General features: G+C 70.2%; 15 protein-coding genes. 5 read left to right on the forward strand and 10 right to left on the reverse strand.

Annotated features, from left to right (window positions below; translation table 11 throughout):
* Positions 1-6 precede the first annotated feature (6 nt).
* Complete coding sequence (locus ACH54P_RS30650) at positions 7-432, forward strand: PPOX class F420-dependent oxidoreductase (protein ID WP_489906797.1); 426 nt, start codon at positions 7-9, stop codon at positions 430-432.
* Positions 433-516: 84 nt separating this feature from the next.
* A complete protein-coding gene (locus tag ACH54P_RS30655) occupies positions 517-1,908 on the forward strand; it encodes an FAD-binding oxidoreductase (protein ID WP_489906798.1) in 1,392 nt (463 codons plus the stop codon).
* A 49-nt stretch (positions 1,909-1,957) separates the two neighbouring features.
* Here ACH54P_RS30655 and ACH54P_RS30660 read toward each other — a convergent pair whose 3' ends face one another.
* From ACH54P_RS30660 to ACH54P_RS30675, 4 genes are all read right to left on the reverse strand, one after another.
* Complete coding sequence (locus ACH54P_RS30660; protein ID WP_489906799.1) at positions 1,958-2,659, reverse strand: DedA family protein; 702 nt, start codon at positions 2,657-2,659, stop codon at positions 1,958-1,960.
* 45 nt (positions 2,660-2,704) lie between these two features.
* The gene (locus ACH54P_RS30665) at positions 2,705-3,079 is read right to left on the reverse strand and encodes a hypothetical protein (protein WP_489906800.1); all 375 of its coding nucleotides are present in this window, start codon (positions 3,077-3,079) and stop codon (positions 2,705-2,707) included.
* 25 nt (positions 3,080-3,104) lie between these two features.
* Positions 3,105-4,256 carry an N-acetylglucosamine-6-phosphate deacetylase gene (gene nagA / locus ACH54P_RS30670; protein WP_489916726.1) on the reverse strand — a complete coding sequence of 384 codons (1,152 nt, stop codon included), beginning with the start codon at positions 4,254-4,256 and terminating at the stop codon, positions 3,105-3,107.
* 91 nt (positions 4,257-4,347) lie between these two features.
* Positions 4,348-4,920: an RNA polymerase sigma factor gene (locus ACH54P_RS30675; RefSeq protein ID WP_163046624.1), complete on the reverse strand. Its 573-nt coding sequence runs from the start codon at positions 4,918-4,920 to the stop codon at positions 4,348-4,350.
* A gap of 199 nt (positions 4,921-5,119) precedes the next feature.
* On the opposite strand from ACH54P_RS30675, the gene ACH54P_RS30680 reads away from it, so the two are divergent.
* A complete protein-coding gene (locus ACH54P_RS30680; protein WP_489906801.1) occupies positions 5,120-5,404 on the forward strand; it encodes a YciI family protein in 285 nt (94 codons plus the stop codon).
* Here the strand turns inward: ACH54P_RS30680 and ACH54P_RS30685 are convergent.
* The 6 genes from ACH54P_RS30685 to ACH54P_RS30710 all read right to left on the reverse strand — a co-directional run bounded on the left by ACH54P_RS30685 (position 5,399) and on the right by ACH54P_RS30710 (position 11,171).
* Complete coding sequence (locus ACH54P_RS30685; protein ID WP_489906802.1) at positions 5,399-6,391, reverse strand: PDR/VanB family oxidoreductase; 993 nt, start codon at positions 6,389-6,391, stop codon at positions 5,399-5,401. The two genes, ACH54P_RS30680 and ACH54P_RS30685, sit on opposite strands and share 6 nt — an antisense overlap.
* A complete protein-coding gene (locus ACH54P_RS30690) occupies positions 6,388-7,245 on the reverse strand; it encodes a metal-dependent hydrolase (RefSeq protein WP_489906803.1) in 858 nt (285 codons plus the stop codon). Before ACH54P_RS30690 ends, ACH54P_RS30685 begins: the two co-directional genes overlap by 4 nt.
* Positions 7,242-8,714 (reverse strand): flavin-containing monooxygenase, encoded by a 1,473-nt coding sequence (locus ACH54P_RS30695; RefSeq protein ID WP_489906804.1) that lies wholly within the window; start codon positions 8,712-8,714, stop codon positions 7,242-7,244. Before ACH54P_RS30695 ends, ACH54P_RS30690 begins: the two co-directional genes overlap by 4 nt.
* An 81-nt stretch (positions 8,715-8,795) precedes the next feature.
* A complete protein-coding gene (locus ACH54P_RS30700; protein WP_489906805.1) occupies positions 8,796-9,269 on the reverse strand; it encodes a pyridoxamine 5'-phosphate oxidase family protein in 474 nt (157 codons plus the stop codon).
* Between the two features lie 2 nt (positions 9,270-9,271).
* Complete coding sequence (locus ACH54P_RS30705; RefSeq protein ID WP_489906806.1) at positions 9,272-10,183, reverse strand: SDR family oxidoreductase; 912 nt, start codon at positions 10,181-10,183, stop codon at positions 9,272-9,274.
* Between the two features lie 82 nt (positions 10,184-10,265).
* Positions 10,266-11,171, reverse strand: a complete 906-nt coding sequence (locus ACH54P_RS30710) for an aldo/keto reductase (protein WP_489906807.1) — start codon at positions 11,169-11,171, stop codon at positions 10,266-10,268.
* 73 nt (positions 11,172-11,244) lie between these two features.
* Here ACH54P_RS30710 and ACH54P_RS30715 point away from each other — a divergent pair, with 73 nt between their 5' ends.
* Positions 11,245-12,069 carry an LLM class F420-dependent oxidoreductase gene (locus tag ACH54P_RS30715; protein ID WP_489906808.1) on the forward strand — a complete coding sequence of 275 codons (825 nt, stop codon included), beginning with the start codon at positions 11,245-11,247 and terminating at the stop codon, positions 12,067-12,069.
* A gap of 154 nt (positions 12,070-12,223) precedes the next feature.
* A complete protein-coding gene (fbaA, locus tag ACH54P_RS30720) occupies positions 12,224-13,255 on the forward strand; it encodes a class II fructose-bisphosphate aldolase (RefSeq protein ID WP_364282750.1) in 1,032 nt (343 codons plus the stop codon).
* Positions 13,256-13,272: the final 17 nt, after the last annotated feature.

Genomic DNA, 13,272 nt, shown 5'->3' on the forward strand with positions numbered 1-13,272 from the left:
AGGACCATGACCGACGACACAGCGTTGAAGGACTTCATCGCCGGACGCCGCCACGGCGTCCTGGCCACCATCCGGCGCGACGGGCGGCCCCAGCTGTCCACGATCACGCACCTGTACGACGCGGAGACGGACACGATCATCGCGTCGATCACCGAGACCCGGGCGAAGACGAAGAACATGCGCCGCGACCCGCGGGTGACCTACCACGTGGGCAGCGAGGACGGCTGGAGCTACGTGGTCGCGGAGGCCCGTGCGGAGCTGACGCCGCCGGCGGCGCGGCCGGACGACGAGACGGTGGAGGCGCTCGTCGACTACTACCGCCGGGCGGCGGGGGAGCACCCGGACTGGGCCGAGTACCGCGCGGCGATGGTCACCGACCAGCGCGTCCTGCTGCGGCTGCACCTCGACAAGGTGCACGGCCTGATCCGCTGACCGCGGTGGCCCGGGGCTGGTCCGCGCGGCTGGATTTGAAACAAAATTTCCGCAGTGCGGACTACCCGGGCTTACGATGAGGCCATGAGCGACGAAGCTTTGGTCACCCGGCTCCGCGACCTGCTCGGCAAGAGCGCCGTGCTCACCGACTCCGACGTCACCGCCTCCTACGCGCGCGACATGATGCCGCTGGCGCCGTCCGGCCGGCCGCTCGCGGTGGTGCTGCCCGCGAACGTCGAGGAGGTGCAGGCCGTCGTCAAGGCGTGCGCCGAAGCGAAGGTGCCGATCGTGCCGCGCGGGGCGGGCAGCGGGCTGTCCGGCGCCGCGAACGCCATCGACGGCTGCGTCACGCTGTCGCTGACCAAGCTGAACGAGATCGTCGAGATCGACCCGGGCAACCGGCTCGCCGTCGTGCAGCCCGGCGTCGTCAACCTGGACTTCCGCAACGCCGTCGAGAAGCACGGGCTCTTCTACCCGCCGGACCCGTCGAGCTACGACTGGTGCACGATCGGCGGCAACCTCTCCACCAACGCCGGCGGCCTCTGCTGCGTGAAGTACGGCGTGACCACCGACTCGGTGCTCGGCCTCGAGGTCGTCCTGGCCGACGGGTCCCTGCTGAAGACCGGCCGCCGCACGGTCAAGGGCGTCGCCGGGTACGACCTGGCCCGGCTGTTCGTCGGCAGCGAAGGCACGCTCGGCGTGATCACCCAGGCGACGGTCCAGCTCAAGCCCCTGCCCCAGGCCCCGGCGACGCTCGTCGCGGGCTTCAGCACCACCGAAGCCGCCGGAGAGGCCGTCGCGCGCGTGGTCCGCGAAGGGCTCGTGCCGTCGCTGCTGGAGATCATGGACGCGTCGTCGATCAAGGCGTCCGAGACGTACTTGAAGACCGACCTCGGCGCGGGCTCCGACTGCCAGGCGCTGCTGCTCGGCCAGTCCGACGCGGGCGGCGAGGTCGCCCGCCGCGAGCTGGCGGCCCTGGAGCAGATCTGCGTCGACTGCGGCGCGGACCTCGCGTACACGACCGAGGATCTCGAGGAGGGCCGGATGCTGCTGCAGGCCCGCCGCGTGGTGCTGACGGCCCTGGAGACGTACGGGATGTGGCTGACCGACGACGTGTGCGTACCGCGCACGCGCATCGCCGAGCTGATCCGCGGGTGCGAGAAGATCAGCGCCGAGGTCGGCTTGCGCATCGCGGTGGTCGGCCACGCGGGCGACGGCAACATGCACCCGACGATCGTCTACCAGCCGGACGACCCGGACGAGTTCGCGCGGGCTCAGCGTGCGTTCGACGCGATCCTCGAGGTGGGTCTGGGCCTCGGCGGGACGGTGACCGGGGAGCACGGGGTCGGAAAGATCAAGCGCGAGTGGCTGGCCCGCGAGATCGGCCCGGTGGGACTGCGGGTGCACCGGCAGATCAAGCAGGCCCTGGACCCGGAGAACCTGTTCAACCCGGGCTCGATGTTCTCGATGACGTGACGAAAAGGGCCCCACCGCCGACCGGTGGGGCCCTTCCTTCCCGCAAACCTCAGTCCCGCACCCGCGGAATCCGCTGCGTCACCTCAGGGTCGGTCTCCGCCTTCGCCTTCTTCTCGCGGCGCGACTTCAGGTACTCCAGGCCGATCGGCACCACCGACACCAGCACGATCAGCACGAAGATCGCGTCCACGTTGTCGCGGATGAAGCCGATGTTGCCGAGCAGGGAACCCAGCACCGTGATGCCCGCGGCCCACAGGATGCCGCCGAGGACCGTGTACGTGAAGTAGCGCTTCGGGTCCATGCGGCCGATGCCCGCGATCCACGTGATGAACGTCCGGACGAACGGCACGAACCGGGCCAGGACGACCGCCTTCGGGCCGTGCTTCTCCAGGAATTCGTGCGTCTTGTCGACGTACTCGCGCTTGAAGAACTTCGAGTCCGGCCGGTTGAACAGCTTGGGCCCGACGAAGTAGCCGATGTAGTAGCCGACCACGTTGCCGAGCAGGGCCGCGACCGTCACCAGCACGCAGACCAGCCACAACGGCGCGTCGAGGGTGCCGTTCGCGATGAACAGGCCCGCCGTGAACAGCAGGGAGTCACCGGGCAGCACCGGGAAGATGCTGCTCTCGATGAAGATGATCAGGCACAGCACCGCGATGACCGGCGTCGTCAGGCCGCTCAGCAGGTGCTGCGGGTCCAGCCATGACGGCAGCAGCGACATCGTGTTGACCGTGCTCTGGGCGAGAATCACCTGGAAAACGGTACAGGGTCACCCTGAGTCGCAGCTGAGACCCGGTCAGACCAGCGTGAGCAGGCCCACCACGGACCCCGCGGCCAGCCCCAGCAGCACCGCCAGCATCAGGATCCAGTACGCGGGCAGCTGCGCGCTGGACGTCGGCTGGCGGGCCGTCCCGGAGTCCGGCGACGGCAGGGCCGGACGCGGCGACAGCGCTGTCGGGGCGTCGGCGGCGTCCAGGGCGGCGCGCTCGCGCTCCAGCGAGCCCGCGCTGGCCCCCGAGAGCAACCCGTAGGCCGAGGGCAGCTCGTTGATCGCGGCGCCGGTGCCCGGCTCGGCCTCGCGGTCCGGGGGCGGTGACGCCTGCGGGGCGAAGACGGCTTGCGCGCGAAGGGCGTCCGCCAGCAGCTGCTCGGGGTCCTTCGGCTCGCTCATCCCGCCCGTCCGTCTCCTCGGAATCTCAGGTGCTCAACGTAGCCGTACCCACCTCGGCGACCCACTCACCCCGGCGCAGCACCTTCGCCGGCCGCAGGTCCCGGTCGAGGACCACGATGTCGGCCGCGTAGCCCTGGCACAGCATCCCGGTGCGGTCGGCGATGCCGAGCAGCTCCGCGGGCCGTTGCGACGTCGCGTGCACCGCGTCCAGGATGCCGAGTTTCGCACCCCCGACCAGATTGCGGAAGGCGGTGTCCATCGTCAGGGTGCTGCCGGCCAGCGAGCCGTTGTCGGCGAGGGTGGCGACGCCGTCGTGGACGTCGACCTCGAGCCGGCCCAGCGTGTAGCGGCCGTCGGCGGCGTCGGTGGCCGACATCGCGTCGGTGATCAGCACCGTCCGGTTGCGGCCCGCGTGCTTCGCCGCCAGCCGCACCACGGTCGGGTGCAGGTGCACCAGGTCGCAGATGAGCTCGATGGTGATGCGCTCGTCGTCCAGCAGCGCCCCGACCGGGCCGGGCTCGCGGTGGTGCAGCGGCCGCATGCCGTTGAACAGGTGGGTCGCGACCGTCGCGCCCGCGTCGATGGCCGGCAGCAACTGCTCCTCGACGCCGTCGGTGTGCCCGATGGCGGCGATGACGCCCGATTCGGCCAGCTGGCGGACGGCCTTCACGCCGCCGTGCAGCTCCGGGGCGATGGTGACCATCCGGATCGCGCCCTGGCCGGCGCGCAGGAGCTTGTCGACCGTGCCGGTGTCCGGCTCGATCAGCGTCTCCGGGTCGTGGGCCCCGCAGCGGGCCTTCGAGATGAACGGCCCCTCCAGGTGGATGCCCGCGACCTCGCCGTCCTGGACGAGCTCACGCAGCGCGGCGACCTGCTCACGCAGGATGTCCACGGGGTCCGAGACCAGGCTGGCGAGCATGGTCGTGGTGCCGTGACGGCGGTGCGCTCGCACCGCCGTCAGGAGTTCCTCGGGATCGAGGGAGGTGAACGAAGCACCTCCCCCGCCGTGGCAGTGGGTGTCGATGAACCCGGGGACGACCAGCGCCCCTCCGACGTCCACGTGCTCGCCGGACGGCGGGGTCCCCGAACCCACGCCGGCGATCCGCCCGTCGGAGACGGCTACCCAGCCGTCGTCGAGTACACGGTCCGGGGCGGCGACCCGGCCGCCCATGATCACGAAATCTCCGGCGCCTCTCACGCACCCCAGCATATATTGGTCTGGACCAAGCATGGTGATACGACTCAGTGATCGGAGTGGTCCACCCGGGTCACTGTGGGGCCTGCATGGCCTTCTGGAGAGCCTCGAGCGCCCGGCTGGCGGTCGACTTAACGGTACCCTTGGAAATGCCTGCGGCCTCAGAGATTTCGGCTTCGCTCAGCCCACCGTAGTAACGGAGCACCAGCACCTCGCGCTGGCGGGGCGGCAGCTTGGACAGCGCGCTGACCACGGCCTGGTGCTCGCTGGAGAGCATCGCGAGGCTCTCGGCGGACCGCGCGTTCACCGCGTGCGGCGGCACGTACTCGCGGGCGGTCTTGCGGCGGCGCAGCACGCTGCGTGACCCGTTGACCACGGCGGTGCGCAGGTAGCCGACCGCCGCGGCGGCGTCCCGGAGCCTGCCCCAGTTGCGGTGCAGGCCGGTGAAGGCCTCCTGGACGACGTCTTCCGCTGTCGCGGGCTCGTCGACCAGCAGAATCGCCAGCCGGACCAGCCGCATGCGGTGCTGGCGGTAGAGGTCTTCGAGGGTCAGTGGCGCGGCGGTCTGCGCCGGGGCCGGACCGTCCATGACCCGCAGGTGGCCGAGGGTGGCCTCGACACTGCGTTCCGCATTGCCCTCGAGCATGAACCCCTGCCTGTCTCCGACCCCGGTTTGCACGGTGCGCCGCGTCAGCAGGTTCACGGTATTCACAGCGCTCACACAGGTACTGACGCACGCCCAGCCTATCGGGTCGGACTGCCGGCGCCACAGCTCGGATGCTGGAACACAACCGTGACACGGGTAGCGTCGGATCCGTCCCGCCCGCCCGACCCCGGAGATCCACATGGCCTGGTTCCTCGTCGAAATCACCTACGTCCAGGAGAAGATGCCGGAGGTCCGGCCGCGGCACCGCGAGTTCCTCCGCGCGCTGGCCGCGCGGGGCCGTGTCGCGGTCGCCGGGCCGCTCGGTGACGGTTCCGGCGGCATCACGCTGTACCAGGCCGACGACGAGGCGCACCTCAAGGAGACGATCGACCAGGACCCGTACTTCCTGGAGGGCGTCATCGCCGAGCGGAGCGTCCGCGAGTTCAAGCCGGTGATCGGCGCCTGGGTGCCCGACGCCTCATAGGTCGAGGACCGCGGGGCCGCGGTCGACGCAGATCCGCATCGCACCGCCGTCGGCCGTCGGCACCGCGCAGGTCCCGCAGAAGCCCTGGCGGCACGAAAACGGCGTGGCGGGTCGCGCCTCCCGGAGCACGTCCAGGGCCGAGCGGTCGGCGGGGACGTCCAAGACGAGCCCCGACCGGCGGAGAGTCAGCTGGAACGGCTCGCCGGAGACGATCGGCGGCGGCGCGAACCGCTCGAAGTGCACGGCTTTCGCCCTGGTCAGCGCCAGGTCGACGCGGACGCCGGCGATCATCGGCCCCGGCCCGCAGCAGTACACCGACGCGCCCGGCTGCAGTTCCTCCAGCAGCTCCCCGCCCGACGCCGGGACGCCGTACTCGGTGTCCGGGCGGATCCGGACGCGGTCGTCGCCCGCCAGTTCGTCCAGGAACGGCATCGACTCGCGGCTGCGGCCGGTGTAGACCAGCCGCCAGTCGGCGCCCGAGGCCACGCAGGCGCGGACCATCGGCAGGATCGGCGTGATCCCGATGCCGCCGGCGACGAACAGGAACGGTCCGCCGCCGACGAGCGGGAACGCTGTCCGCGGCCCGCGCACGGTCACCCGCGTCCCGGGCCGCAGCGCGTGGACCTCGCCGGACGCGGCGCCGATCTTCCGGACGGCGATGCGGTAATGCTCCTTTTCGGACGGATCCCCGCAGAGCGAGTACTGCCGGACCAGCCCCGACGGCAGCACCAGGTCGAGGTGCGCGCCCGGCCGCCAGCCCGGCAACGACGAGCCGTTGCCGAGCCGCAGGCTGACGACGCCCTCGGCTTCGGGGCGCACCCTTTCGACCACGAGCGAAAGGTTCCGGTCCACCGCGCGCACCGGCGGCCGCCGGTTTCCGCTGAATTGCGACAACCGGCGGTAAACGCCCACCACACCGACCAAAGTGGACATGAGGTGGTCGGGGCGTGCGCTGCCGTCCAGCCGGGTGGGCCGGCCGAGGGTCATTCCGCCGCTCGCGCGGCGGGCGAACTCGCCAGGTACGCGACGGCCTGCTCGGTGCTCCCGGTCCGGGACGGGTGGTAGGACTTCCGGAAGTACGGCCGGATCTCGCGCACCAGCTGCCGCCCGGTCGGCAGGAGACCCCGCTTCGCCGCCCGGCGATAGCCCCGCAGCGAAACGCGGCCCGGGCCCGTCGGATCGTTGCGCATCAGATATCGCGTGCCACGGGCGAACACCCAGGCCAGCACCGGCGTCACCGCCGCCATGCTGCGGACCCGGCGGGTGTACCGGCCGTCGAGGTGCATGAACAGGTCGAAGGCGACCGAACGGTGCTCGACCTCCTCGGCGCCGTGCCAGCGCAGCAGGTCCAGCATCACCGGGTCGGCGCCCGCGCGTTCCAGGGGCGCGTCGAGCACCCACTGGCCGAGGAACGCGGTGTAGTGCTCGATCGCGGCGATGATGCCGAGCCGTTCGACCAGCCACTCCTCGGCGGCCCGGCCGGTCAGGTCGCGGTCGCCGAGCAGCTTCCGGAACAGCCACTCCATCTGCGCGACGAACGGCCGCACGCGCACGCCGGCGGCTTCGAGGTGCGCCGCCGCGCCATCGTGCGCCTCGGCGTGGACCGCCTCCTGGCCGATGAAGCCGAGCACGTCTTCGGCGAGCCGCTCGTCCCGGATCAGCGGCAGCGCCTGCTTGAACACCTCGACGAACCAGCGTTCGCCTTCGGGCAGCGCGAGGTGCAGGACGTTGATGGTGTGCGTGGCCTGTGGTTCGCCGGGGATCCAGTGCATCGGCAGCGCCGCCCAGTCGAACTCGACGTCCCGGGCGTGCAGCACGAGCTGCTCGTCCCGGGAAGTCACGACGCTCGCCCGCTCAGTTCGTAGTCGGCGGGGGCGACCTTCCGCGTCTCGAGCCAGTAGCGCCAGGTGAAACCGGGCCAGATCGTCCGGTTGACGCCCTTCGCGTCGAGGTACCAGCTCTTGCAGCCGCCCTGCGTCCAGACGCCCTTGACCAGCTTGTCCTGGATCTCCTGCTGGAACTTCTCCTGCACCCCGGGCCGGACGTCGAGCGCGGCGGCGTCTCGGGAGCCGGCGAGCTTGATGGCGTCGACGACGTACCGCGACTGCGACTCGATCATGAACACGACGGAGTTGTGGCCCAGCGCGGTGTTCGGCCCCAGCAGGAAGAACAGGTTCGGGTAGCCGGAGACGGTGATGCCCTTGTGCGTCCGCATCCCCTCGGCCGCCCACTCCTTGGCGAGGTTGCGGCCGTCGACGCCGGTGATGTCGAGGTACTCCAGTGCGTCGGTGACCTTGAAGCCGGTGCCGTAGACGATCGCGTCGACCTCGTGCTCGACCCCGGCGGAGTCGACGATCGAGTGCGCCTTGACCTCCTTGATCCCGGACGTGTTCACGTCGACGTTCGGCCGGGCCAACGCCGGGTAGTAGTCGTTGGAGATCAGGACGCGCTTGCAGCCCATCGTGTAGTCGGGCGTGACCTTCTTGCGCAGCACCGGGTCCTTGATGCCCTTCGCGATGTTCCGCTTCGCGATCAGTTCGCCGGCCTTCATGATCGCCGGGTGGCCGTTGAAGCCGATGGCGCGCGCTTCGAGGAGCCAGTACAGCGCGTTGCGGTAGAGGCGCTGGGTGCCGGGGACGCGCTTGAACAGCGTCCGCGCCCACGACGGCATGGCGTGGTCGGGCTTGGGCATGATCCACGGCGGCGTCCGCTGGAACAGCGTCAGCTCGGCGACCTCCGGGGCGATCTTCGGCACGAACTGGACCGCGCTGGCGCCCGTGCCCACGACGGCGACCTTCTTGCCGCGCAGGTCGTACTCGTGGTTCCAGCGGGCGGAGTGCCAGGTCTGGCCCTGGAACTTCCCGATCCCGGGCAGTTCGGGGATCTGCGGGATGTGCAGGCCGCCGACGCCGGAGACGAGGAACTGCGCCGAGAACTCGCGGCCGTCCTTCGTCGTCGCCGTCCAGCGGCGCTCCCGCTCGTCCCAGTGGGCGCCGGTGAGCTCGACGCCGAACCGGATCTTCTCGCGCAGCCGGTACTTGTCCGCGACGCCCTTGAGGTAGTCGAAGATCTCCGGCTGCGGCGAGAACGACCGCGACCAGCCCGGGTTCTGCTCGTAGGAGAACGAGTACATGTGCGACTGCACGTCGCACGCGCACCCGGGGTACGAGTTGTCGCGCCAGGTGCCACCCACCTCGGTGGCCTTCTCCAGGATCACGTAGTCCCGGATGCCGGCCTTTTCGAGCTGGATCGCCTGGCCGAGACCGGAGAACCCGGTGCCCACGATCACGACCTTGAACCGCTCGGTCATCTGTCGGCCTCCGCTGCTTCGGGGATGCTGCCCAGATGACGTTACCTCAGGTAACAGTTACTTGGAAGTACTCCCTACTGGTTAGTACGTTCCGCCGAGCTTCGTGTGGTCCCAGCTGACGACCTTGGTCGGGCGGAAGATCAGCCCGACGCGCTTGGGGGCCTGACCTGCGATGAAGGCGCTCAGCTCGGCCGGCACGGGGTCACCGGGCTTGGCGCCGGAGTACCGCTGCATGAGCGTCGTACCCATGCGGGTGACCTCGTCGGTGTCCTCGACGAGCTCGACGTCGGCCTCGAGCGAGACGCCGCGGAGCTTCTCGTAGCTGTCGCCGTCCTCGACGAGCACCGTCGCCTCGGGGAGCCGCCGGAAGTTCTTCGCCTTCTGCGACGTCCCGTACGTCCAGGTCGCGACGCCGTCCTCGTGCGGGAAGTACCAGAGCGGCGCGAGGTGCGGGCGGCCGTTCGGGCCGATGCTGGCGACGTTGATGACCTTCTGCCCGGCGAGGTACGCGCGCACCTCGTCCTCGGTCATCCTGATCTGGTCGCGACGGGACATCTTCACCCCTTGGTGGCGGCCCGGCCGCCGTGGCCGGTGACCGCCGACTCGAAGGCGCCGCGCGCCTCGATGTCGGCCAGCGCGGCCTTGTCCGCCGAAGGTACCCGGCTGCGCGAGCCGATCTCGATCACCGGCGGGAGGAACGCGCGGAACAGCTTGAGCCCGCCGACCCAGCGCGGCACGTGGATGGTCCGGGCGCGCTTGAGGATGCCCGCCTCGAGGTCGTCCAGGGCGACGTTCAGCGGGTAGGTCTTGCCGATCAGGCCGGGCATCGATGCGCGGAGCTTGCCGAACACCGGGTGCGCGTCCGCGCTTTCGACCAGGTCGGTGCGGATCCACGTCGGGTGCGCGACGCCGACCTTGACGCCGAGGTGCGCGACTTCGGCGCGGAGGCTGTTCGAGAAGGCCTCGACCCCGGCCTTGGCGGCGGAGTAGTTGGCCATGCCGGGCGCGTGCGTGATCGCGGCGAGGGACGAGATCGCCAGCAGGTAGCCCTTGCGCTCGATGACGTGCGGGAGCGTCACGCGGAACGTCCGCCAGACGCCGAGCAGGTCGACCTCGATGACCTTCTCGAACGCGGCGCGGTCGACCGAGCGGACGAAGCCCGCGGTCGCGATGCCGGCGTTGGCGATGACGATGTCGATCCCGCCGAAGTGCTCGACGACGCCGGCGGTCGCCTTTTCGAGGGCGTCCCAGCTGGTGACGTCGGCTTCCCAGGCGCGGGCGTTCGGTCCGATCCGGTCGGCGACCTTCTTCTGCTCGTCGGCTTCGAGCCCGACGAGGGCGACCTTCGCGCCGCGGGCGGCGAGCCGTTCGGCCAGACCGGCGCCGATGCCGCGGGCGGCGCCGGTGATCAGCACGACCTTGCCGTCGACCTTCTTGGTGCCGCTCAGCAGCGAAAACGGGTTGGCCACGGTGCCCTCCTGGACGTCGAACGTCGCTTCCGGAGGGCACCGTACCTCAACTTACCCGCGGTAAGCTACCCAGAAGTAGGTTCTAGGCTTCGCTCAACGCGGCGACTTCGGCGTCGGTCAGCTCGAGGCTCACCGACGCGATGAGGTCGGTGAGCTGCTCGGGTGTCCGGGCGCTGGCGATCGGCGCGGCGACCGTCGGCTGAGCGCGCAGCCAGGCCAGCGACACCGTCGCGACCGAGACGCCGCGCGCCCGCGCCACTTCGTCGAGCGCGGCGAGCACGCGTTCGCCATTGCCGTCCAAATAGGACGAAGCGCGGGCGGCGCGCGGGCTGTCGCCCGGCTCGTCCTTCGTGCGGTACTTGCCGGTGAGGAACCCCTTCGCGAGGGCGAAGTACGGCAGCGTGGCCAGGCCTTCCCGCTCGACGAGCGGGGCGAGGTCGCGCTCGTAGTCGCGCTCGACGAGGTTGTAGTGCGGCTGCAGGACGGCGTACCGCGCCAGCCCGCCGGAGTCCGAAGTGGACAGTGCTTCGGCGAGCCGTTCGGCGCTGTAGTTCGACCCGCCGACGTAGCGCACCTTTCCGGCGCGGACCAGCGCGTCGAACGCCGTCAGGGTCTCTTCGAGCGGGGTGTCCGGGTCGTCGCGGTGGGCGTAGTACAGGTCGATGTGGTCGGTCTTCAGGCGGCGCAGCGAGTCCTCGGCCGCGGCTTGGATGTTCTTCGCCGACAGGCCGGGCCGGGCGTCCCACATGCCCACCTTGGTGGCGACGACAACCTTGTCGCGGTTGCCGCGCGCGGCCAGCCAGTCGCCGAGGATCTCCTCGGAGCGGCCGCCGCCGTAGAGGTCGGCGGTGTCCACGAAGTTGCCGCCGGTCGCGGTGTAGGCGTCCAGCACGGCGAAGGACTGCGTCTCGTCGGCCGTCCAGCCGAAGACGTTGCCGCCGAGGTTGAGCCCGTACACGTCGAGGTCGGTGTTGCCCAGCTTGGTCATGCTTCCGACGGTAGTCTTCCCACCACTTGGGAACCCGGGAGGAAAACCGGGACCTCGCGCGTTGGAGTGTTCCATGGCTATCGAACTGGGCAAGCTCGGAATCTGGCGGTACCACGCCAACGTCGACGCGAAGTTCGCGGCGGAGGCGGAGAAGCTCGGCTACGGGGCGATCTGGCTGGGCGGCTCACCCAGCGGCGACAACCTCGCGTCGGTGGACGGCATCCTGGAAGCGACGGACTCGCTGGTCATCGCGACCGGCATCGTGAACATCTGGCAGGACGACCCGGCGTCGATCGCCCGCGTCTACGAGCGGATCGCGGGGAAGTACCCGGACCGCTTCCTGCTCGGCATCGGCGCGGGCCACCGCGAGGCGACGAAGGAGTACAAGAAGCCCTACGCGGCCCTGGTCGACTACCTCGACGGCCTGGACGCGGCGGGGGTCCCGGCGTCCGGCCGCGCGCTGGCGGCGCTGGGTCCGAAGGTGGTGGCGTTGTCGGGCGAGCGCACGGCCGGCGCGCACCCGTACCTGACGACGCCGGAGCACACCCGCGGCGCGCGCGAGATCCTCGGCGCGGGCAAGCTGCTGGCCCCGGAGCACAAGGTCGTCCTCTCGACCGATGCCACCGAAGCCCGCGCGATCGGCCGCCAGACGGTGAAGTACTACCTCGGCCTGTCGAACTACGTCGCCAACCTGCGCAAACTGGGTTTCACGGACTCCGATCTGGAAGGTGAGGGCAGCGACCGCCTGATCGACGCGCTGGCCCTGCACGGCGACGCGGCGACGATCGCCCGCGGCCTGTCGGCCCACCTCGACGCGGGGGCGGACCAGGTGATCGTCCAGGTCCTGAACGAAGACCCGTGGCCCGCCTACCGCGCGCTGGCTTCCGAGCTGCTGTGATCTCCGTCCGGCCGCCGGTTCGACCGGCGGCCGGACGCACCCCCTTCTGAACCGATTCCACGTGCAGGAAAGTTTCTGTGCGGGGACCGGTGTGCGGCGGCGGTCCACCTCGTACGATGCGGTCGGGACCACCCTGTGCCAAGGAGGAGTAACGATGCCCATCGCCACCCCCGAGGTCTACGCGGAGATGCTCGACCGGGCCAAGGCGAACGAGTTCGCCTACCCGGCCATCAACGTGACCTCGTCCGAGACCGTGAACGCCGCCATCCGCGGCTTCGCCGAGGCGGAGAGCGACGGCATCATCCAGTTCTCCACCGGCGGTGCCGAGTTCGCGTCGGGCCAGAAGGTCAAGGACATGGTGACCGGCGCGACCGCGCTCGCGGAGTTCGCCCAGGTCGTGGCGGCCAAGTACGACGTCAACGTCGCACTGCACACCGACCACTGCCCGAAGGACAAGCTGGATGGCTTCGTCCGCCCGCTGATCGAGATCTCGGCCGAGCGGGTCAAGAACGGCCAGAACCCGCTGTTCCAGTCCCACATGTGGGACGGCTCGGCGATCGACCTCGACGAGAACCTCGAGATCGCCGCGGAGCTGCTCGCCAAGACGGCCGCCGCGAAGATCATCCTCGAGGTCGAGATCGGCGTCGTCGGCGGGGAAGAGGACGGCGTCGAAGCCGAGATCAACGAGAAGCTGTACACCGCCGAGGGCGACTTCCTGAAGACGATCGACGCGCTCGGCGCCGGCGAGAAGGGCCGCTACCTGCTGGCGGCGACGTTCGGCAACGTCCACGGCGTGTACAAGCCGGGCAACGTGAAGCTGCGCCCGGACGTCCTGAAGGGCGGCCAGGAGGCGGCGTCGAAGAAGCTCGGCCTCGACGCGGGTTCGAAGCCGTTCGAGCTGGTCTTCCACGGCGGCTCGGGCTCGCTCCCGGAGGAGATCCGCGAGGCGGTGTCGTACGGCGTGGTGAAGATGAACGTCGACACGGACACGCAGTACGCGTTCACCCGCCCGATCGTCGACCACTTCTTCAAGAACTACGACGGAGTGCTGAAGATCGACGGCGAGGTCGGCAACAAGAAGGTCTACGACCCGCGCTCGTACCTGAAGGCCGCGGAGGCCGGCATGGCGGCTCGGGTCGTCGAGGCCTGCCAGGCGCTGGGTTCGGCGGGGACGAAGCTCAAGTAAGTCCGTTCACGCGAAGG

The organism is Amycolatopsis sp. N2S4-7 (assembly GCF_058119595.1).